General features: G+C 41.0%; 22 protein-coding genes, 1 pseudogene and 1 riboswitch. Of the genes and pseudogenes, 13 read left to right on the plus strand and 10 right to left on the minus strand.

Annotation, left to right across the window (positions count from 1 at the left end):
- The first annotated feature begins 51 nt into the window (after positions 1 to 51).
- The 8 genes from ACVRZ8_RS05860 to ACVRZ8_RS05895 all read left to right on the plus strand — a co-directional run bounded on the left by ACVRZ8_RS05860 (position 52) and on the right by ACVRZ8_RS05895 (position 6500).
- A complete protein-coding gene (locus ACVRZ8_RS05860; RefSeq protein WP_447448382.1) occupies positions 52 to 909 on the plus strand; it encodes an SDR family oxidoreductase in 858 nt (285 codons plus the stop codon).
- Positions 910 to 948: 39 nt separating this feature from the next.
- Positions 949 to 1272, plus strand: coding sequence for an SIR2 family NAD-dependent protein deacylase (locus tag ACVRZ8_RS05865; protein ID WP_447448383.1), 324 nt, complete (start codon positions 949 to 951; stop codon positions 1270 to 1272).
- Positions 1273 to 1590: 318 nt separating this feature from the next.
- Positions 1591 to 2394, plus strand: coding sequence for a Cof-type HAD-IIB family hydrolase (locus ACVRZ8_RS05870; RefSeq protein ID WP_447448384.1), 804 nt, complete (start codon positions 1591 to 1593; stop codon positions 2392 to 2394).
- A 246-nt stretch (positions 2395 to 2640) separates the two neighbouring features.
- The gene (locus tag ACVRZ8_RS05875; protein ID WP_447448385.1) at positions 2641 to 3435 is read left to right on the plus strand and encodes a YdcF family protein; all 795 of its coding nucleotides are present in this window, start codon (positions 2641 to 2643) and stop codon (positions 3433 to 3435) included.
- Between the two features lie 80 nt (positions 3436 to 3515).
- On the plus strand, positions 3516 to 4061 hold the full coding sequence (locus tag ACVRZ8_RS05880; RefSeq protein ID WP_447448408.1) for a GNAT family N-acetyltransferase: 546 nt from the start codon (positions 3516 to 3518) through the stop codon (positions 4059 to 4061).
- A gap of 19 nt (positions 4062 to 4080) precedes the next feature.
- Entirely contained in the window at positions 4081 to 4803 is a 723-nt protein-coding gene (locus ACVRZ8_RS05885) for a TMEM175 family protein (protein ID WP_447448386.1), read from the plus strand.
- 834 nt (positions 4804 to 5637) lie between these two features.
- Positions 5638 to 6066, plus strand: a complete 429-nt coding sequence (locus ACVRZ8_RS05890; RefSeq protein ID WP_447448387.1) for an Rrf2 family transcriptional regulator — start codon at positions 5638 to 5640, stop codon at positions 6064 to 6066.
- 26 nt (positions 6067 to 6092) lie between these two features.
- A complete protein-coding gene (locus ACVRZ8_RS05895; RefSeq protein ID WP_447448388.1) occupies positions 6093 to 6500 on the plus strand; it encodes an acyl-CoA thioesterase in 408 nt (135 codons plus the stop codon).
- Between the two features lie 512 nt (positions 6501 to 7012).
- On the opposite strand, the gene ACVRZ8_RS05900 is transcribed toward ACVRZ8_RS05895, so the two are convergent.
- Positions 7013 to 7795: a protein-ADP-ribose hydrolase gene (locus tag ACVRZ8_RS05900; protein ID WP_447448389.1), complete on the minus strand. Its 783-nt coding sequence runs from the start codon at positions 7793 to 7795 to the stop codon at positions 7013 to 7015.
- Between the two features lie 204 nt (positions 7796 to 7999).
- Here ACVRZ8_RS05900 and trxA point away from each other — a divergent pair, with 204 nt between their 5' ends.
- Positions 8000 to 8314 carry a thioredoxin gene (trxA, locus tag ACVRZ8_RS05905; protein ID WP_447448390.1) on the plus strand — a complete coding sequence of 105 codons (315 nt, stop codon included), beginning with the start codon at positions 8000 to 8002 and terminating at the stop codon, positions 8312 to 8314.
- 35 nt (positions 8315 to 8349) lie between these two features.
- On the opposite strand, the gene ACVRZ8_RS05910 is transcribed toward trxA, so the two are convergent.
- Entirely contained in the window at positions 8350 to 8778 is a 429-nt protein-coding gene (locus ACVRZ8_RS05910; RefSeq protein WP_447448391.1) for a YjdF family protein, read from the minus strand.
- Between the two features lie 396 nt (positions 8779 to 9174).
- Between ACVRZ8_RS05910 and ACVRZ8_RS05915 the strand changes: the two genes are divergently transcribed.
- Positions 9175 to 10221 carry a zinc-dependent alcohol dehydrogenase family protein gene (locus ACVRZ8_RS05915; RefSeq protein ID WP_447448393.1) on the plus strand — a complete coding sequence of 349 codons (1047 nt, stop codon included), beginning with the start codon at positions 9175 to 9177 and terminating at the stop codon, positions 10219 to 10221.
- Positions 10222 to 10640: 419 nt separating this feature from the next.
- Here the strand turns inward: ACVRZ8_RS05915 and ACVRZ8_RS05920 are convergent, their stop codons facing one another.
- The 5 genes from ACVRZ8_RS05920 to ACVRZ8_RS05940 all read right to left on the minus strand — a co-directional run bounded on the left by ACVRZ8_RS05920 (position 10641) and on the right by ACVRZ8_RS05940 (position 15848).
- Positions 10641 to 11576 (minus strand): ABC transporter permease, encoded by a 936-nt coding sequence (locus ACVRZ8_RS05920; protein WP_447448394.1) that lies wholly within the window; start codon positions 11574 to 11576, stop codon positions 10641 to 10643.
- Positions 11576 to 12496 (minus strand): ABC transporter ATP-binding protein, encoded by a 921-nt coding sequence (locus ACVRZ8_RS05925; RefSeq protein WP_447448395.1) that lies wholly within the window; start codon positions 12494 to 12496, stop codon positions 11576 to 11578. The genes ACVRZ8_RS05920 and ACVRZ8_RS05925 overlap by 1 nt, the downstream gene beginning before the upstream one ends.
- Before the next feature lie 696 nt (positions 12497 to 13192).
- Positions 13193 to 14281: a sensor histidine kinase gene (locus ACVRZ8_RS05930; RefSeq protein ID WP_447448396.1), complete on the minus strand. Its 1089-nt coding sequence runs from the start codon at positions 14279 to 14281 to the stop codon at positions 13193 to 13195.
- Position 14282: 1 nt separating this feature from the next.
- Entirely contained in the window at positions 14283 to 14999 is a 717-nt protein-coding gene (locus ACVRZ8_RS05935) for a response regulator (RefSeq protein ID WP_447448397.1), read from the minus strand.
- A 441-nt stretch (positions 15000 to 15440) separates the two neighbouring features.
- Positions 15441 to 15848, minus strand: a complete 408-nt coding sequence (locus ACVRZ8_RS05940) for a winged helix-turn-helix transcriptional regulator (protein ID WP_447448398.1) — start codon at positions 15846 to 15848, stop codon at positions 15441 to 15443.
- Between the two features lie 165 nt (positions 15849 to 16013).
- Here ACVRZ8_RS05940 and ACVRZ8_RS05945 point away from each other — a divergent pair, with 165 nt between their 5' ends.
- Positions 16014 to 16544: an NAD(P)H-dependent oxidoreductase gene (locus tag ACVRZ8_RS05945; RefSeq protein ID WP_447448399.1), complete on the plus strand. Its 531-nt coding sequence runs from the start codon at positions 16014 to 16016 to the stop codon at positions 16542 to 16544.
- Positions 16545 to 16761: 217 nt separating this feature from the next.
- Here the strand turns inward: ACVRZ8_RS05945 and ACVRZ8_RS05950 are convergent, their stop codons facing one another.
- Together ACVRZ8_RS05950 and ACVRZ8_RS05955 are read right to left on the minus strand one after the other, a co-directional pair.
- A complete protein-coding gene (locus tag ACVRZ8_RS05950) occupies positions 16762 to 17325 on the minus strand; it encodes a folate family ECF transporter S component (RefSeq protein WP_447448400.1) in 564 nt (187 codons plus the stop codon).
- 49 nt (positions 17326 to 17374) lie between these two features.
- Positions 17375 to 17464: riboswitch (THF riboswitch) on the minus strand.
- A 160-nt stretch (positions 17465 to 17624) separates the two neighbouring features.
- Positions 17625 to 18200: pseudogene (locus ACVRZ8_RS05955) on the minus strand (DNA-3-methyladenine glycosylase).
- 208 nt (positions 18201 to 18408) lie between these two features.
- On the opposite strand from ACVRZ8_RS05955, the gene ACVRZ8_RS05960 reads away from it, so the two are divergent.
- Complete coding sequence (locus ACVRZ8_RS05960; protein ID WP_447448401.1) at positions 18409 to 19149, plus strand: SDR family oxidoreductase; 741 nt, start codon at positions 18409 to 18411, stop codon at positions 19147 to 19149.
- 44 nt (positions 19150 to 19193) lie between these two features.
- Positions 19194 to 19631: an RrF2 family transcriptional regulator gene (locus ACVRZ8_RS05965; protein WP_447448402.1), complete on the plus strand. Its 438-nt coding sequence runs from the start codon at positions 19194 to 19196 to the stop codon at positions 19629 to 19631.
- A 28-nt stretch (positions 19632 to 19659) separates the two neighbouring features.
- On the opposite strand, the gene mutY is transcribed toward ACVRZ8_RS05965, so the two are convergent.
- Positions 19660 to 20829 carry an A/G-specific adenine glycosylase gene (gene mutY / locus ACVRZ8_RS05970; RefSeq protein WP_447448403.1) on the minus strand — a complete coding sequence of 390 codons (1170 nt, stop codon included), beginning with the start codon at positions 20827 to 20829 and terminating at the stop codon, positions 19660 to 19662.
- Between the last annotated feature and the right edge of the window lie 649 nt (positions 20830 to 21478).

The following is a 21478-nucleotide window of genomic DNA, read 5'->3' on the forward strand; positions in this document are numbered from 1 at the left end:
TGTAATTATTGTTATTACAACAAAAATTAAAAACAAAAGGAGACTTTTATTATGACTTATCTCATTACAGGTGTGACAGGCGGCTTTGGAGCAGCAGCTCTGACAGCTCTCGCTAAGCAGGCGGACAAAAAGGATATTGCTGTTTTGGTACGCTCTAAGGAGAAAGGCCAGCCTTTTGCAGCAGCCGGTTATGATGTTCGGATTGGTGATTATTCAGATCAGGCGGTTTTGGAAAAAGCTTTCGCAGGCATTGATACGCTTCTCTTTGTATCAGGAGCTCTCGGTCAGGAAGTGGCGCGTGCCGATCAGCATAAGAATGTCGTTGAAGCAGCCAAGGCAGCAGGTGTGAAACACATCGTTTATACCAGCATTTCAAACGGTGACCAATCAACGGCTGTGCTTGCTCCGGATCATATTGTGACCGAAAAACTTCTCAAGGAGTCCGGTCTGGCTTACAAGATTTTGCGAAACAACTGGTATCTGGAAAATGAACTGGATGGCCTGAAAGCAGCGGCAGTCGGCCAGGATTTCGTGTATGCGGGCGGTGAGGGCAAGTCAGGCTGGGCCCTTCGCCGTGAATACGCAGAAGCAGCTGCTAATGCTCTGGTGCAGCCATTTACCGACAATAAAATCTACGAATTAGCCGGCAGGCAGCTGACCTACGCAGAACTTGCCCAAGCACTCAAGGCAGCCACAGGAGCGGATTTCAAGGTTATTTCTCTGTCTGTTGACGATTACAAGGCCGGTCTGGAAAAAGCCGGTTTGCCAGAGGCGGCAGTAGCTATCGTGGCAGGTATTCAGCAGGACATCCGCAATCACCAGCTGGAAGTGGCACACAGTGATTTGGAAACGCTCCTTGGCCACCCACAGTTGCCAATCACAGAAGCCATTAAGGAAGTGTTGGCCTAGGCTGTTCTCATATCATTTCAGAAAAATAAATCCTCTCTCTTGACTGAAATTCAAACTCTGTTGGAGGAGGCTGAGGCCATTCTTGTAGGAGTTGGTGCTGGTCTGTCAACGGCAACCGGTCTGACTTATCAGGGTCAGCGTTTTGAGAAGTATTTCGCAGACTTTAAAGAAAAGTATGGCATTACGGATATGTATAGCGGGGGATTTTATCCCTTTAAAACGAAAGCAGAATACTGGGCTTGGTGGAGCCGTCATGTTTGGATCAATCGGTACGAACCTGCAGCTTTGCCGCCTTATTTGGATTTGTTCAAACTGCTTAAAAGTAAAAATTATTTTGTTCTGACAACAAATGCTGACCATTAGATTCAGAAGGCTGTTGGAAATACAGCAAATTATTTGCACGACTTGGTGCAGAGATAACCCTACGGAGACTAAGCCAGAAGCTTTGGTCTCTTTTTTGGAAAATAGCAGAGCGGCCTGCTTTCTTACGAGGCTGTTAGTTAACTTGTTAGGCAGCAACTGTCTCTTTTTGAACTCAACCTTATTAATCTTTTTATGATACAATATTTGTAATAGACGAAAGATAGACTGCTGAACAGGTTTTCTGATTTGGTACAGTTGGGGGGCGGACTGCCAAGTTTGCTTAGCGGTTCTTTTATAAAAGGCAGGCAAGGAGAAGCTATGAGTGTAAAAGTCATTGCAACAGATATGGATGGTACTTTTTTAACCAATCAAAACGATTATGACAGAAGCCGATTTCTTAGGCTTTTTGAAAAAATGCAGCAAAGAGGCATTCGTTTTGTCAGTATCAGCGGCAATCAGTATTACCAGATTAAGTCCTTCTTTCCGGGCTTAGAGGATAAGATAACCTTTGTTGGTGAAAATGGTGCTTATATTGTTGAAAACGGCCAGTTTTTAAAGAGTCATCGTCTCTCAGAAGAAACGGTCAGGATCGTTCTTGATTATCTGACGGAAAATGAGCTTGATGATGAATTGGTGCTGTGCGGAGAGGCTGCTGCCTATATTTTGCAGTCCTCAGAGCAGGCGGCGAAAGATTTCTTTGCTGTTTACTATACAGAGCTTGAGGAAGTTGCTTCATTTGAGACTTTGCCAGATGATCATTTTATGAAGTTTTCTTTTAACACACCTGAGGATCAGACTTATGCAATCGTTGATGCTCTTAATCAGCGCTTAGGCAATACAGTTGTGGCAGTGACGAGCGGTCACGGAAATATTGATGTTATTGCTACAGGAGTCAATAAAGGCAGCGCTATGACTTATCTGCTGAATCGCTGGGGACTGACAGGCAATCATTTAGCAGCCTTTGGTGACGGTGGAAATGACTTAGAAATGCTGGACTTGGCTAACTATTCCTATGCCATGGCAAATGGCAGCGAGGATGTCAAAGAAACAGCACGCTTTCTAGCACCCTCAAATGATGACAATGGTGTGCTGCAAGTTATTGAAACTTTGCTGGAAAACTAAGTATTTGACAAAAAACTGCCCCTTAGAATTAAGGAGGGGCAGTTTTTTTAGGGTTAGGAGAATGAAACGAAAATCATGATTTCGCAGAAATTGATTTTCACACAGTCTTTTGATCAAGCCATTATTCTAAAGCGATTCATCTCTTATGTTTCTGTTTTTAGCCGCAATGTTCGTTAGAAAACTAAGCCCACTTCAACACTTTGAAAACGGCTGCTAGCCCCTTTTGCTTTATGTTATAATGGTTTCATGAAAGCACAGGATTTAAACACATTAGTCAGATTTTTAGCGCTGCGGGACATAGCAGAGCTGACACCGCAGTTCTTGAGCGCTTCTTATCATGGTCTTTACCAAGCAGATGTTTTTGTGCTGTTTGGCGGAAGCATTATCGAAGGCGGAGATGTCTTGGCAAAAGCCATTCAAAACAAGCTGGCCAGACATTACCTGATTGTCGGCGGTGCTGGGCATACGACGGATGGGCTGCGCCGGCAGATGGCTCTCCTTTTCCCGGATTTGAACAGTCAGAATCTGACAGAAGCCGAACTTTTTGCGGCTTATATCAGGAGAAACTATCAGCTTACGGCGGATTTGCTGGAGACGCAGTCAACAAACTGCGGCAATAACATCACGCTGATGCTGAACTTGCTTGAAAAATCGCAGATTGAGGCCAAATCCTTTATTCTCTGTCAGGATGCGGCCATGCAGCTGAGAATGTCAGCGACCTTAAAAAAATTCCGGCCGGATGCCTTGATAATCAATTATGCGGCTTATCAGGCTTTCTTTGATGAAACGGCAGAAGATTTGAAACTAACCGGTCATTTTAAAGGCATGTGGGAGACTGAGCGCTATATCAGCCTGCTGATGGGTGAAATTCCTAGGCTTCGGGATGATGAAAGCGGCTATGGTCCCAATGGAGCTGCTTATCTGGCGCACGCAGAGATTCCGCTTGATGTTGAGGCTAGCTTTGCCAGACTGTCCAAAGAGTTTGGAGCTCAGATCAGACAAGCTAATCCCGCTTATAAAAGCGAGGCAAACGATATCTAAACATCGTTCTGACAGCCAAAGGGCGGCAGAAATTGCCGCAGAAAAGGTTAATGAAAATGACGGAGGAAACAATGAAAGAAATAAGTCTGAGAATGGCAGTTGCAGACGATGCCGCGCAGCTTCTTGCCATTTACAGCTATTATGTCGAAAATACCAGTATCACCTTTGAATATGAAACACCCAGCCTTGAAGAATTTCAAGCAAGAATCAGGACAATTTTAGAAAAATTTCCCTACATCGTGGCAGAGGAAGACGGCAAAATTTTGGGCTATGCTTATGCCAGTTCTTTTAAAGAGCGCGCAGCCTATGATTGGACGGTGGAATGGTCTGTCTATCTGGATAAGGAGGCTAGGTCTAAGGGGCTAGGGCAGAAGCTTTATGATAAGCTGACTGCTCTGTTGCGTCAGCAAAATGTCGTTACCATTGAAGCCTGCATTACTTATCCTAACGAAAAAAGCATCCGCTTCCATCAGAAAAACGGATTTAAGGAAGTCGCTCATTTTAACAAGGTTGGTTATAAACTGGGTAAGTGGCATGATGTGGTCTGGTATGAAAAAACGCTCTGCCCGCCTCTTGATCAACCAGAACCTGTCAAATGTCTAAAAGATACTGACGGTCTATTTTAAAACGATAAAAAGGGGAAAAATGAAACAGTTAAAAGAACGCTTTGACACACTCAGCGATGCCATTGTGGCCATTGTCATGACAATTTTGGTCTTGGAAATAGCAGTGCCTGCCAGCAGTAAGGAACTGCCGCATCTGGCAGAGGAGATTGGTCTCTTTTTTGTAGCCTTCGTCATCATCATCAATTTTTGGTACCGCCGCTTTCAGGCTATGCGGGCAACCGAAAAGACGACCTTTTCTGTCTTTGTCATGGACGTTGCTGCTCACGGACTGCTCTCTCTTTACCCGCTTGCAGTTAAGATGCTGGCAGAATACGATGACAAATGGATTGCTATTCTTTTCTTTGGGTTTATTAACCTGATGACTGCCTTTCTTGTTAACCGCATGACTTATGATTTGGGAATGCAGGCGGTGGGCCAGCTGTCAGAAACCTCGGATGATCGCCGCCAAATGCTGCAAATCTGGCTCAACCGCCGGACGGCAGTCAGCCTCATCTCTGATTTTATGATGATGGGGATTGCCCTTTGTTTTAATACCGTTGGTGTCTATATCTACATTTTGACGCCTTTTCTTGAATTTATTGGGAATTATAAACGCGGCCGCGCTTTGGAAGAAGCCCTCAATGAAGGTCAAACCTTCAAAGAAATGCTGAGCCGCCGCCTTGAGTCGAACAGTCATCAGGAGCGCCGGACAGCTATCAAAGAAAGGCAGAGACAGCACCGCAAGAAGAATTCGAACCGCTGAGCATCGGCTGCCCTATCGTAATAGTTGATGGGCTGAGCCTTTTAATCCGCTTGACAGCCTAGTCTGATTAGTGTAAAATCATTGTAATCATAAAAGTTACAATGATGTCTTCATCTGTGACAGAATTTGTGCACGGCTGGAGAATCTGAAGCCTGACCGGAAAAGCAAAATGATGATACTCAAAGAAAATCAAAATCAGATTAGGCAACGTCTTAAGAAAATCCGCTAATGCTGGATTTTCTACGCCAAGCTCTATGGAGCTGGCTAAAGACCTTACTAGCTCATTGGTGAAATAATATCGATTTCACCTCCTCGCGTCGCAACGTCTTAAGAAAGTCCGCTAATGCTGGATTTTCTACGCCAAGCTCTATGGAGCTGGCTAAAGACCTTACTAGCTCCTTGGTGAAATAATATCGATTTCACCTCCTCGCGTCGCAACGTCTTAAGAAAATCCGCTAATGCTGGATTTTCTACGCCAAGCTCTATGGAGCTGGCTAAAGACCTTACTAGCTCGTTGGTGAAATAATATCGATTTCACCTCCTCGCGTCGCGACAAGCCGCAGGCAGCTCAAAAGGTCCGGGGGAGCTTTTGAGGTTATGGCAATAAGGAAAGCTTGCCTTTCCTCAAAAAGTATGGCAAGCTGAAGTCAACGACGTATAGTTTTGATTTTCAAAGAGTACGAGCCGTATTTCTGCTCAGGCTTTATACTTTAGAAAGGAATAAACAAGGACTGAACGTTTCTGACGTTAGGAAAATCAGATTTTCCTGCCTATCGCTGCAGCAGCATCCTGTTCTGCTGTCGGCCAGACGCTGAAGTCCTTTGTCGCTTTATTATGCAGCTTTCAAGTCGTTTCACCATTGCCCTGCACATGCTGACGGTGATGGAAATTTTTAAAGAGGACAAGGTCACTAGTGATTTGATGGCCAGCTCTATCGGTGTCAATCCAGTCGTTGTCCGCAGGATTTTGGGTCAGCTCAAAGCAGCCGGTATTGTAGAAGTTAAACGCGGCAGTGGCGGTGCGGCTATTGCCAAACCCTTGATGGAAGTGAGCTTTTTAGATGTCTATAAAGCGGTTGATGCTGTGTCTCAGGAGTCGCTTTTTAAATTTCACGCCAACCCCAACCCAGCCTGCTCAGTTGGAAAGAACATTCATAGCCTTTTGGATGACAGGCTGAAGAACGCTCAGGAGGCTTTGGAAAATCAGCTGCGCAGTCAAACTTTGGAAGATTTAATGGCAGATGCCAAAGAACTTACCCAATAGGTCTTTTCAGAAAAAGGAGATGAGATATGACACCTCACATGCATAAGGTTCAATATTATGAGACAGATCGTATGGGAATTACACACCATTCCAACTATATTCGCTGGATGGAGGAGGCACGTGGCAGTCTTTTAGAACAAATTGGTTTTCCCTATTATAAATTAGAAGAGCTGGGAGTCATTTCCCCTGTAACCTCAGTAACTTGTGACTATAAGTCAACATCAACTTACGCCGATATTATTGCTATTGACGTCAGTGTTGCTAAGGTCAAGGCAGCGCGCTTAAGTTTGGCCTATACGATGACCAATCAAGAAGGAACTTTGGTTTGTCAGGCTAATTCAGAGCACAGCTTTTTATCTAAAAACGGCAGCTTTGTCAATCTCAAAAAAGATTATCCCCTGTTTTACGAGAAGTTAGTAGCATTAAGTCATTAAAAGAGACTGAGCCCAAAATTGATAATTTGAAGAATCTGATTTTTCAGTAAGCCCTAGTTTTTAGTTGTGACCTGAAACAGTCCATTTCTAGGGCGTTTTGAGCTTGTTTCATTTTCCGATTTCAATGGTCTGGGAGAAAAGTTGAACCTACCTTTGCACAGCTCAAAAGCTTCGGGAAATCTTTTGAGGTTGGGAATAGCACTTGCGCAGCAAGTATCAAAAAGCGCCTAATGAACTGTGCAGGGAAACTCTAGATTGACTAAAGCCACTCGGTTACCTCAAATCGTCTACTGGAAGTTTTGAGTCTCAACCACCGCGTCTTACAAGTGAGACGACAAAACTAAAAGGAGCTGGGTACTTGTGAACTGCACCCCAATCGTTAGATTTATTGTCTAACTTTTGGGGGCGGTACATCTGTCCCAGCCTCTTTTAAAAATGCTAACCCTTTTTGAAAGCTATTATGATGGGTAAACAATTTCTTATCTAGCAGCGGTATTTGTTAGAAAGCTTTGTCAGTCTCCTAGAAGTTCTTGATAAATCTTGAAGTCCTTATCGGTAAAGACATTGAAAATCACTTTTTTGACTGTTTTGGCATTCTTTAAAAAGTTTTTAACTGTTGAAGTTGCAATCTGCGCAGCCTTTTCCTGAGGAAAGTGGAAAACACCGGTAGAGATACATGGAAAGGCCACAACCTCAAGACCGTTCTTTTCAGCCAAGGCCAGTGAGGATAAATAAGAACTCATCAGCAGATCTTCCTCAATCTGGTTAGGTTCGCCTGTTATATTAGGTCCAACGGTGTGGATAACAAAGCCCGATGGAAGGTTATAAGCTGGTGTTATCTTGGCGGTTCCAACTGGTTCATCATAACCTTGTTTGGCCATAATATCGTGACAGGTTTGTCGCAGCTGAATTCCTGCATTGGTATGGATAGTATTGTCAATACAATTGTGAAGAGGCTGGAAGCAGCCCAAAAGCTGACGGTTAGCTGCATTAACAATGGCATCAACTTCAAGGCGTGTAATATCTCCCTGCCAAAGATAAAGTCTGTTATCAGCTTTGGTCGGTGTTAAATCATCCATATGAACGATACCGCGCTCTGCTTTTTTAACTTGCAAATAGAGATCCTGAATCGTCATAAATTGGCTGGACGCAGCCATAGGCGGACGTTTGTTAAAAAGTGCATGCAAGAGCTGTTCTTTTTCCTCAGTGCTTTCAGGAATTTCTAAATCATGCAGCTGTACATTTTCTTTCATCAATTCACCAATCAAGTAGGTGGCCATAGCATCTTTGTTCATGATGTCTCTTTTCTATAAGATTGTTTACCACTATTATACTCCCCAGTTCATCTTGGGGCAAGTTTTGTTCATAGACATGCAGAGCTTAATTGATAGGAAACCCTTAAGAGATGATAGGAAATTTTAAAATCCGTAGCAATTTCTTGCAAAGCTCATCAGAATCAACTAGAATAGGGCTACGAAAACATTTTAGGAGGATTTTATATGACTCAAGTCGTTACAGATAAAACATTTGAAGCAGAAACAGCGCAAGGACTTGTTCTTGTGGATTTTTGGGCAACATGGTGCGGTCCTTGTCTCATGCAGGCTCCCATTCTTGAACAATTATCAGAGGAACTGGACGAATCCGAATTGAAAATCGTCAAATTGGATGTAGATGAAAATCCAGACACTGCTCAAAAATTTGGCATTATGTCCATCCCGACCCTTCTCTTTAAAAAAGATGGGCAAGTAGTCAAACAAGTTGCAGGAGTTCATACCAAAGAACAGATTAAAGAATTGGTAGCAGAACTAGGATAAGAAAAATGAGCCCTGACTAGGGCTCATTTTTGGACTTAGTGTCCTTTTTTCTTTTGATGGCGTTTTTGCTGTTTCAACAAGAATTGCGCTTCCTTATAGGCTTGTCGTTTTTGTTTTTTGGCAGCTTTGCGCTCTTTTTTCAGCAGATCATGACTTTCCTGCATGACCTGCTGTGCCTTGGTAGATAGGACAGGCTGTTTTTTAGCACGGCTAATTTCCCTTTGCATCCGTTTTGGATTAACACGCTTATGCTCTTGGAAAATAGCAGAGCTATCCACCTTTACACCAAGCTTCTCCTGCCTATTCATCCAAGAAGACAAGTCTTTGTAGATAAAACGAAAAATATCTTCTTTCTTAGGCTCCTTGCCAAAGACATAACGAAAAGCTTGGTAACCTTGCTTTTTATCTCTATACTCAATGAGAGCAGCCCAAAAGGCACCATCAAAATAAACTGTCATTTTCATGTCAGCCCCTCCAAACTAATAACACATCAATAGATGCGATTGATAAGGGACGACCCGGAGGGAGGGTTACTGACACCGGCTTAGACTGCCAGTGCTTGCAGACTACCAACTGCAATGTGTTTTTATATCTCTCTTATTATAACATAGTCCTAAAGGCAGTCAAAAGAGCTTATCTTAAAAATAAGGAGACAAAAGTTAAATAGTTGATTGCAGATGGCATTAAGTGTAAAATGAGAAAGTAGCAGTGATTTTTATGAATCACATGTTTTAGACTTTGAGATGACTCCAAGCTAAAACCGACGACTTAATGGAAAGGGATAGATGCGTTCAAAAAAGACCATAGCTTAGCGTTGAAGGTTAATTATTTTTTTGAAGTGATCTACTAGGTATTGGATCATGAAAACAACTGTATTTATCAAAGCCGGTCAAGTGGCCGTTGAAAATGTTGACAAACCAAAAATCATTGAGGCAGATGATGCGATTATCCGTGTGGTGCGCTCCTGTGTCTGCGGATCAGACCTTTGGGCCTACAGCGGCCATGATGATAAGGAGTCTGGTTCACAGAACTCAGGCCACGAAGTTATCGGTATCATTGAGGAAGTGGGCTCAGCCATCAATACAGTCAAAAAAGGCGACTTTGTCATTGCGCCTTTCACCCATGGCTGCGGGCATTGTGCGGCCTGCCGGGCTGGATTTGAAGGAGGCTGTCAGGGTCACGACCGCTCGACGAATTTCAGCGGAGGCTATCAGGCGGAGTATGTCCGCTATGCCCATGCCGACTGGTCTTTGGTCAAAATTCCAGGTCAGCCTGAAGACTACAGCGAAGGCATGATTAAATCTTTCCTAGCCTTGGCCGATGTTATGCCGACAGGCTATCATGCGGCGCGCGTGGCCAATGTTCAAAAAGGTGATACGGTTGCTGTTGTTGGTGATGGGGCAGTCGGTCTTTGCGCTGTTATCGCAGCTAAAATGTGCGGCGCTAAACGCATTATCATCATGAGCCGTCACAAGGATCGTCAGGAACTAGCGCTGGAATTTGGAGCTACGGATGTGGTTGAAGAGCGCGGCGAAGAAGGCATTGCCAAAGTTCTTGAGCTGACAAATGGCGACGGCGTTGATGCTGCTCTGGAATGTGTCGGAACCCAGCTGTCCACTGAAACAGCGCTAGCTATTGCCCGTCCAGGCGCAGCCATTGGCCGTGTCGGCGTACCGCATACGAAGGACATCAACCTAGGCGACTATTTCTTCCAAAATGCTATTATTGCAGGCGGACCGGCCTCTGTAACGACCTACGACAAATCTGTCCTTCTGGATGCTGTCCTAAAAGGCGAGATTAATCCGGGCAAGGTCTTCACCCATACTTACAAACTGGATGATGTTGACCGGGCATATAAGGATATGGAAGCCCGTAAAACGATTAAGTCCATGCTGGTGATGGATTAGCGGTTTAAGAACCTGTATTCACAAAATTCATCTGAATGATATAGGTAGAAAAAAAGCGACCGAAAGGTCGCTAAGACGACAGCTGCCGCCGTGGTGATGAGATTGTTGCCCGTTTCGGGCAGCAATCGTGGGGATTTTCGAGACCTTGGGCTCGAAAATTAGGCATGGAACGACCTAGTCGGTCGCTGCCGTCCCCACCACTTAAGGCAGACTGTCACAAAAATTCTTATGAATACAAGTTCTAACTTTTTCTGGAAGTCGGAAATAACCGGCTTCCAGTTTTTGTGTTTTCTGATTGTTATAGACTAAATAACGATATTGCATACAAAATATTAGAAAAAAACAAGCTTGTTGAACTGACCCCAAAAAGTTGGACAAGAAATTATTGAAAGGATTTAGTTCTTCTTTGTTCTCAAAATTTATAGTGATACATCTCTCTTTTTAAAAATGCATAAGCTTAGACACAGAAAAGATACAATATAGATTAAAAGTATTCCTATCGAAAAACTTATACTCATTTCTGGTCTTGGTTGCAAATGATAAATATATAGCGACATATCGCTATTAGCAAATGGTAAATATTTTAACCACTCGATTTTTGCAGCTGCCTCAATCATCGCATTGCCAAACACCATAGTTAATAAGGATATTCCAACTGCTAAAGCACTATTTTTTATTACCGTTGATACAGCAAAAGCAAATGTAGCAAAACTCAAAATCGGAAATATACTCAATCCATATAATTTAATGACTTGTGTTAATGTTGAAAGTTGAACAATTTTTCCTGATTGATTAATAAAGAGGTCAGTAGAACTAATATTGCTAAATCCATATAATATCGTATTTGTCAATCCAGCCGAAACCATTGCTAGCACCAGAGCTGCAACCCCGAATATTACTATTGCAAAGTATTTAGATAGCAGTATCTTAAACCTTGAATGAGGGCGTATTAGCAGCAATTTCATTGTCCCATCAGAGTACTCTCTTGACACAATTTCTGATGCTGATAATATCACTATAAAAATAATGATTTCTATCAACCCAGCTGTTTTGAGCATAACTGATGTTACCGTTTCTTTTGGATTCGGCACATTATTTTCTAAACGGTATTTAGAAATTGTCACCTTATTTTCCGCATCTGATTTTAGTTGAGGTGAGAGATTCATTAACTCTAAACGATTTTTATTAACCTCAATAGTTTTGGTCGCCTCAGCTCTCCAATCCACCTTTTGTTTAAAAGATAAATTTGCAGCTGCTGAGGATCCGATAGTGAATACACATAGAATCGCTAAAGATAACCGTGTTAATTTTCTCGAAAATAATTTCATCAACTCATTTTTTATTAAATTTATCATTATTGCACCTCCAGCATTTCCAAAAAACTATCTTCCAATGTCTTTTGTTTTGCATCAATCCCATAAATCATAATTCCCCTATCAGATAGCATCTTATTGATTACTGGAATCTCTTCTTCGTTCATTTTTAAACTTATTCCGTTTTCCTCTAATGCCAATATATTCTTACCAAATTCATTTAATATTTTTGCTGCATTTTTCACTTCTCGTTTCTCAACTTTTATAAAAACTTCTTCATTATGATTTTTTATAAATTCTTCAGTTTTTTGCACCGTAACTAATTTTCCTTTATGAATAACGCCAACTCGATCGCACATCAACTGCATTTCAGAAAGCAAATGGCTTGATACTAAAACAGCCACCCCTTCATTATGTGCAATATTTTTAAGCTCATTTCTTAATTCATGTATTCCTTCAGGATCCAATCCATTCGTTGGTTCATCTAATATGATTAGCGATGGTTTGTGCATAAGGGCTTGTGCAAGACCTAGTCTTTGACGCATACCCAAGGAATATGTACGTACTTTATCGTTTAGTCGCTCTTCAATTCCAGCTATCTTTGCAGATTCATCTATTCTTTTTTTGTCAATATTAGGATACATTCGTGCAAAATGTTTTAAATTTTGATACCCCGTCATATATTTATATAAATCTGGATTTTCTACTATTGCACCCACATGTGCAATGGCTTTTTTAAAATCTTTTGAAATACTGTATCCATTAATAAAAATGTCACCTTTGCTAACACTAGTTAAACCAACCATCATTCTAATAGTAGTCGTTTTACCAGCGCCATTTGGTCCAAGAAATCCAAATACTTCTCCTCTATTGATTTGAAATGTAAGATTCTCCACTAAAACTTTTTTATCAATTTTTTTAGTGACATTTTTTAATTCAATAACCGGTTTTTGTTCCATCATTTTTCCTCCTTAGTATTCTTTAATACGAATTCATTATAAATTTCCAAAGGAAACAGAAAGGAAACAACCACTAAAATCTCGTCAAACAAAAAGAGATTGGAACAAGGTCCAACCTCAAAAAATACTTACTAATACTCTTTGAAAATCAAAATAAGACGTCGTTAACTTCGCCTTGCCGTACTTTTTGAGGAAAGGCAAGCTTTCCTTATTGCCATAACCTCAAAAGCTCCCCCAGACCTTTTGAGCTATCTGCGGCTCGTTGCGACGCGAGGAGGTGAAATCGATATTATTTCACCAAGGAGCTAGTAAGGTTTTTAGCCAGCTCCATAGAGCTTATACTCTTTGAAAATCAAAACGATACGTCGTTGACTTCAGCTTGCCGTACGCCAGTACAGCCTGCGCTTTGTCGCCTAGTCTAATTTTGATTTTCTTAAGACGTTGCCTAGTCTAAGAACCTGTATTCACAAAATTCATCTGAATGATATAGGTAGAAAAAAGCGACCGAAAGGTCGCTAAGACGACAGTTGCTGCCGTGGTGATGAGATTGTTGCCCGTTCCGGGCAGCAATCGTGGGGATTTTCGAGACCTTAGGCTCGAAAATTAGGCATGGAACGACGCAGTCGGTCGCTGCTGTCCCCACCACTTAAGGCAGACTGTCACAAAAATTCTTATGAATACAAGTTCTAATATATTTTGTTATTTTTCAGCAATGGGTAATTTGATAATAAATGTAGTGCCAATCCCCAGTTTACTTTCAACATTTATAATTCCTTCATGTAACTCAACTATTTGTTTTACTATCGCCATACCTAAACCAGTTCCGCCAACGTGAACCTCTGTAGAAGTTCCCCTGTAATATCTTTCAAAAAGATGTGTCAATTCTTCTTTGGTCATACCATTTCCGTTATCGATAATTTTAACAATGAGTTCTTTCTCATCATCAATGATTACCATTTTTATTTTTGTCTTTTCTGGATTATGTGTTACCGCATTTATTAACAGATTTGAAAAAGCACGAATTAATAGTAGTTTATCACCTTGAATAGAGATTTGTTTTTTTTCAGAATAAAACTCAAAACTATTATTATTGTTTGGAGAGTTCGTCATTTCCGCAAGCACTCTACGCAAAGTCTCTACCATTTCAATCTTTTCTCGCTTTAATTGTAACGAAAAATCATTGTTTGCACTAAAAACTAAACCTAAATCATCAATTAATTCCCTAATATAGTCTGCCTTAGTTTTGATAATCGAGAGAAATTTTTCCTTTTCTTCTTCTGTCCATTCATGTTCTTCAGATAAAAGCATTTCTGTGTAACCAGAAATATAAGATAAGGGTGTTTTTAGGTCATGCGTTACTCCAGCAGCCCAAACCTCTCTTTGTTTTTCAAATGCTGCTCTTTTTAATTCATTTTCCTTAAGAGTTTGAGATAAAACGTTTAAATTTTCATATACTTCTTTGTACAATCGATTTGACGGATTTACTTTGTTTTGAAAATTATCATAGTTTCCAGATGCTAGCTTCTTTATCCCAACTATAATCCTTGTCATTGGGTACGCTACATAGTATCCATAAAAAATGCAATAAATAATGTAAATTATAAAAGTGCCTATTACTACTGTACTCTTATGAATTCCAGAATAATCTGCATTTACAAAATCCCAGTTCTTGAAGTACATGGAAATGATTACTGGTATTGATACAAACAGGAATAACAATATTTGGTGGATGATGAAGTTGAAGGTAAATCGTAAGACTATTTTCCCATCTTTTAACCAAAAGTTCATGTTACTTCACTTCCTTATTATCTACTAATTTATACCCAATACCTCTCAGATTAATTATTATCTCAGGCTTGCTCATATCTTTTTCTATTTTTTTTCGTATCCTGCCTACATGAACTGAGACTGTTTTGTCATCTCCAAGGCTATCCAAACCCCATATTTTTTCATATAACTGTTCCGATGTAAATACTTGATTCGGGTGTTCAGCAAAAAACAACAATAACTCATATTCTTTAGCAGGAAAATAAATCTCCTCCCCATCAACTAATACTTGTGCCGCCATTTTATCAATAAGTACATTTGCAAATTTAATCGTTTTTTCATTTTCATTCGATATTAATTTCTTAAATTGCTCATTGCGCCTAAATTGAACCTTTATTCTTGCAACCACTTCCAGAGGGTTAAAAGGTTTTGTAATATAATCGTCCCCTCCTATGCCTAAACCTGTAAGTTTATCTAAATCACTGGTTTTTGCTGTTAAGAAAAGAATAGGGGCAGCAGTATAATTTCTTGCCTTTGTACACACTTCAAATCCATTTATATCTGGCAGCATGACATCTAGCAAGATTAATTCATAATTCTTTTCTTTTATTTTTTCAATCGCATCTTTACCCGTGTAAGCAACATCAATATTAAAAAAACCTTCTTTTTTTAATATTGTCTCTATCATTTCAGCGATTCCCTTTTCGTCATCAACTATTAATAGTTTATTGTCATCCATAAATTACCTCATTGTAAAAATCACTTTTTTGTTTTTCTGATCACTCTATTGCAATAACTAACCAAAACAGTGTCTACTGATTAATTTTTTGGACTAATCGATCATCGTGACATTCAGAATTTTGACACCATCTTAAGTTAGTTTCCTGCTCAGCTTCCCGTAAAAAATCATGAAAAGGCAACCGCTTTCTAAGAACAATGAATTTCTGTTGTTCATCTGTCAGATTATCGACCGTTTTAGTTAGTATAATCAATTCAATGTTTTTGATTTTCAAAGAGTATTATATGACAGTCCTAGAGACTTTTATCCCAGACTCTTAGGCCGCTGCGGCGACTGGCTTTAGGAATCTTCCGCTGTTTCCTGCAGATTGATAAAAAGTTGTCTTTATTGTTTCAAAACGACATGACGATATTGTCTTTTTCGGGGAAAAGGAGCAATTCTTTACGTCTCCTGTCTGCCGTTAATACCGGATTTTTTCCATAGCTGCATCTGCTTGTCATCGTCTTCTTCAAGGAGAAGAACGTCTTCCCCCTTTTCTCGCCGGCGCTTGATGTTGTCCTTACCCCAAATGCACATCAGATTAATAATCTGGTTAGCGGTTCGGCCGTAATCGATGATGAAGTACTCCACTTTAGGAGGCAGCTGGTTATAGGCAACTCTTATGACAATGTCATCTTTCTCCAGTTCTTTCAATTGCTGGATAAGAACTTTTTGAGAGATGCCGGGAATTAGCCGCTGAAGCTCACCGGTTCTTTTAGGACCAGACATTAAGAGGCAAATTATCAGAGCCTTCCATTTGCCGCCAAGGATGTCAAGTGTTGCTTCGATACCAAGATTGTATTTTTTCAAATCATCACCTCCGTTTTTTTATTATAACACGTTTCATAAAAGCTGACAGTACTTACTTTGAGGTAAGTTATTAACTGACTTTATTGTGTGTATTTACATTTTGATTTGGCTGCTTTACAATGAAAATGAACGGAAGGTTCAGTAAAGTAAAAGCGAGGTATCTTTATGAAAACACTGGTTATTATCGCTCATCCCGACATAGAGCAGGCAAAAGTCAATAAAAGATGGAAACAGGAACTGCAAAAGTATCCTCAGGATATCGTCATTCACGACTTGTATCAGACCTATCCTGACTGGGCTATTGACGTTTCAGTGGAACAAAGATTATTGGAGCAGCATGATAGAATTATCTTTCAATTCCCGATTTACTGGTATAGCTATCCGCCCTTGCTGAAAAAGTGGTTTGATGATGTCTTCACACATGGCTGGGCTTACGGTTCAAAAGGGAAGAAACTGGTCGGAAAAAAGCTTGGCTTAGCCATGTCCATCGGAGACAAAAAAGAAAATTATACCGAGTCAGGTGGTGTTGGCTTTACGGTAGACGAAATTACCGTACCTTTTAAGGCAGCAGCTAACCACGTGGGTGCTAATCTCTTACCTTATTTTGCTGTATTTGGGATATCATTTGAAGCGACTGACAAGGATATTGCGGCAAGTGCAGAGGACTACATTGCCCATCTTTACGGCCGTTCCTGATGGCTGTGGGTTCAGGAAAGATCTCTTGTATAGATAAAATAAGGAATTACCACCGTCTTGTCTTCTATTTTTTGCAGCTTGCGGGTCTGTATCAGGTATTTTGACAAAAAATCGCCCTTTGAGTTAATCTCAAAAACAGCGAATGGATCAATGGTTTTAAAAATGAAAACGCCTCTCTTGGATGTCCAACTGGTAAGAGAGGCATTTTATTTTGTCACTACTGAAGTCCCATGAGTTTTCTAAATTCTGGGATGCGCTGCAGCTGAGGAAAAACAGCCATGGTCACGACGATACGCAAGGGGATCTCAAAGATTTTGATCCAGCGGCCGGCTAAGTACTGCACCCAAAATGGTGTCCCAAAATAAATCTGAACGAGCAGTGGTGTCAGGATAAAGACCGAAAAAATCATATTAATAAGAGTGGCTATGGTGACATAAGTCCAGTCTTTTTTAGAAGACCAGCTCAGCGATTTTTTATAGAAGAAAAAGCCATAAATAAAGCCTTGAATGGCCTCCATGAGAGTCCACCAAATGATAAAGTTACCGGCATTGGGCGATAAAAAGATATCCAGCAAATCAAGCAGACCTAAACTGAAAAAACCAAGCACAGGTCCGGCGACAGCGCCGATAACGCTGTCAATAATAAAGGTAAATGAAATGACCAGTTGATTTGGGATAACCGTGATAGAAAATTTAGCGACAATGAAGGCTAAAGCTATCAGCATGGCTAAGGTCACCAAACGTTGACTGGTCATTTTGGGTAATGCAACTAATGATTTCATGAAAAAAGGCTCCTTTTTATGTGGAGCTGTTGAATCAAGTTATCTTGACAACAGCGGATGCAATGATTCACCGCGCATGAGCTTCGTTGTGTGACGACATCCCATTCACACACACTTAACGCGAATCACCTACTCTGTGCAAAGTAAACTTTGCTCTTTTATTTTAGCATAATGAATCCCTTAAAGACAGCCCTATACAGAAATAAAAAAGCATGCTAAGCAAAGCCAAAGAATATTCAAACCGTTTGCTTCTGCTTAGATCGAAGAGCCCAAGCCCTTTCTAAAAACGATTCAGACTTTTACTGCCAAGTTTCTTCATCTGGACGCAGGCCTTTTTTAGCGATCTTAGAAACATGGCGATTGCCTGCAACATAAAAGCAGAGTGCTTCGTTTCGCCAACGATCTGTGCAGGTGACACCGATCCGAGGACGCAGGGCAATCTGGCGCGGCTACCGTTCTTTACGCAGCTGCAGCGCCGAATCCCCTAGATCTTCCCCGTCAAAATCTTTACCAATCCCAACAAATCGTGTTAATTTTCCTGGTCCGTTTGCCAAGAGCTCTCCTTGATCTGTCTCCAGAGCCCGAATCAGCACAGTCTCAGCAATATCCTGTGACCTTGTGACTAGATTGAGCAACTGATGCCCATAGATTTGATAAACATACTAGTGTCCAGCTGGTAAGTACGTCAATTCATTTTGAGGTGTCCTGCGGTCATTGGCCCTGTGACAAGCACTGTTCTTACACCCTAGATAGGCTTCCGTTTCTACGATCCTACCCAAAAAGCATCCATTCAAGTATAAAGCTATTCCAAGCATGGCCTTGGCCGTTGCCACTGTATCTGTTGTCATCAGTTTTTGAAAATCCTTTGCTAGCATAGCCTGATTATACCAGCTATTAAAGCCATCCGTCGGCCAGTCACTTACTTACTACAGTTTCTAGCAGCCTGCACCGTTTTTGCAGACAGAGTAGTCGTTCTTATTAAAAAGAGTTGACGTATTAGTATAATAAGTATATACTATTTATATTAAATAGAGTAACCACGCGTACTTTATTTAAAATAACATTTTTATATAGGAGGCTACTATGACATCTTGTTTTAAAGATAAGAACATCCTTATTACTGGCGGTAGCAGCGGTATTGGTCTAGCAGGGGCGCGTCGGATTATTAATGAAGGTGGTCGTGTGCTACTGACAGGACTTAATCCTGAACGTTTGGCTGCAGCCCAAGACGAATTTGGAGACAGCGCCTATGTCTTGTCAAATGATGCTGCCTCGATAGATATCAGTGATTTAGTCGCAGCAGTTGAGGCTTTTGGTTCTCTGGACGGCCTTTGGCTCAATGCAGGTTACAGCACGATTGCCCTTCCCCAAGAGATAGAGGCGCAGGACTTTGATCAGATGATGGCTACCAATGTACGGGGACCCATGCTGCAATTTGCTGCCTTACTGCCTTATTTAAACTCCAATTCTTCAGTACTTGTGACAACCTCGACGGCTGTCTATGAGGGTGGAGCACTGACAAGTCTATACGGAGCGACCAAGGGTGCTCTGACCTCTGCTGCGCGGTCATGGGCTAATGTTTTAGCTAAGCGTGGTATTCGTGTCAATACCCTTGTTCCAGGTCCTATCGAAAGCAATTTCAAGCATTTCCTAACCCCTGAACAACAAGTCGTCTACGATAAGTCCGTTGCTGATCGTGTTCCCCTAGGGCGCATAGGAACAGCGGACGAGGCGGCAGCAGTGGCTCTGTTCCTATTGTCAGATGACGCTTCTTTTGTGACGGGAAGCCAGTACGTAGTAGATGGCGGCTTATCAACTCTCTAAATTTATGATATGATTAAAGGACAGTATAAAAATAGGAGTATCAGATGTCTTATTCCCCGTCCTTTTCTCAATCAGTTGAAATTATCCTCTATATCGCCATCAAATCAGAGGCCGAACAATACAAATACCTCTCCATTCAAACAATTGCTGAAAAATTAGCCATTCCGGTTCCAAGTCTTAAAAGATTGGTCGCCTTGTTGAAAAACCAAGGGTTGATCACTTCAAAAACGGGTGTTTCGGGCGGTTTGATGTTATCAAAAGATGTGGAGGATATTAGCTTATTTGATATCTTTCAAGCAGTGGAAGGCAGTAAAAAACCTCTATTTAATTTTTATCAAGGTTTTGATGTTACTGCGTTTGAGCATGCTCATCAAGTTGAACAGCAGCTTCATCGATTAGGAGAGACATTGTCAGAAGCAGAAGAAGCCATGCTTTTTGTTTTGAAATCTAAAACGGTGAAAGATATCATGAATAGTAAATAAAAAATCAGGCCCCCACAAGCTTGATTTTTTATTTAAAATGTGATTTCATCCCTTCCAAATAAGACGCTATCATCTTCTTTTGGGGGCTTGCCATAGGATAACGGTCGAAGTCATCTTTTGCTACCCAGCGCAGTTCCTTGTCGGCTGTTAACTCTGCCTCACCCGTAAAACCTTCCAACAGTTCAATCTGCCATTTTTGGTGGCTGAAAGTGTGTTTGACACTGGCAAAGTTCTGGTCTGTCCAGTTTGGTTTGATTTTATAGTCTTGCTCAAAAACGGTCTTCTGTGACACTGTTTCCAGCAGGGTATCTTCGCTTTCAAATAAATCCAGCTGTTTTCCGACAAAATTGGTTTCCATTATCGGAAAGGACCAAAATCCCCCTAAAAGTTTGCCTTTAATATTTTTCTCCAGAAGAAACTCGCCTTTTTGATTTCGTAGGACAAAGGCTTGAATTTGCAGAGGCCGCGGCTTTTTCTTGGGTTCTTTGATAGGGTATTTATCATAAGTTTCATGCAAATAGGCTGCGCAGAAAGCTCTGATAGGACTTTCATCAGGTCTGGGATTCTTAGCGGATTCGATATCAGTGCCCAGATCCATAAGTGCCTGATTGAAATCTCCCGGACGGTCTGGATCAATAAGTTCCTCCATGATAGCCTGAAAAATCTTGCGGTTTTTGGGATCTCCGATGTCGTAATCAACTTCAAATAACCTAGCCATCACACGCATCACATTGCCATCTACAGCAGGTTCAGGCAAGTCAAAAGCGATACTGGCAATGGCACCAGCGGTGTAGGGACCGATTCCTTTCAGCGCAGCAATTTCGTCATATGTATTTGGGAATTGTCCCTGATGGTCTGTCATAATTTGCTGGGCTGCTGTTTGCATATTGCGAACACGTGAATAATAACCCAACCCCTCCCAAACTTTGAGCAGTTTTTCCTCAGGAGCGTCAGCCAATTTTTCAATTGTAGGAAAGCACTCCAGAAAATGCTGGTAGTAAGGAATAACAGTGGCAACCTGTGTTTGCTGGAGCATAATTTCACTAATCCAGATATGATAAGGGTTCTTGGTTCTGCGCCAAGGCAAGTTGCGTTTTTCACGGTCATACCAGCTTAGAAGTGTTCGGCGAAAGGAAGCAATGGTTTCCTTTTGCCACATATCAATGCCGTAATCTTTTAAATCAACTTTTTTCACCATAAAGCAATTATAACAAAAATACAAAAAATAGAAGAAAAATCTTGACAAAAGAAACCGCTTACAATATAATGTAAGTATAAGGAATAAGAAGTATCAAGGAGGCAACATCCATGATGATTCAAAATATTTCTAGGTATAAAAACGGAGATTAAAAGCTTCGGATAATCAGTAGGCAAACAAAAGACTTTATGGAAGATTAATTATTGTTTAGTAGGCGAGATAAGGCCTTAAGAGGTGATGGCAATGCTTAACATGAATAAATCTCGGTACAGAAATGGTGATTAGAAGCTTGAGTTCTAAATGATCCAGAAAGTGTTGCAATGAATTGTATTGATATTAAGTGAACTGTGATTTTAAGTTTAAATCTTGCAAAAGTACTGGAGGGATGGCTTATGTTGATGTTTGATGTGAGTCGTTATAAAAATGGAGACAATCTCGTCTAGCCATTCAGTTTTTATGCAGTAAGTGCAATGTTTTTGGCAGAAGGTTGTGATACCAATGACAAAAGATAAAAGTGTCCGATTTCGGCTCTTTGTCAACTGTAGTGGGTGACTTATAACTAAGCACGAGAGAGAATCAGATTGGTTCTCTCTCTTTGCATGTTCAAAGCGATAAGAATTTTAGTTTTAAAGTTTTTGAAGTTTCGAAA

It is taken from the genome of Streptococcus dentiloxodontae, from assembly GCF_053206925.1.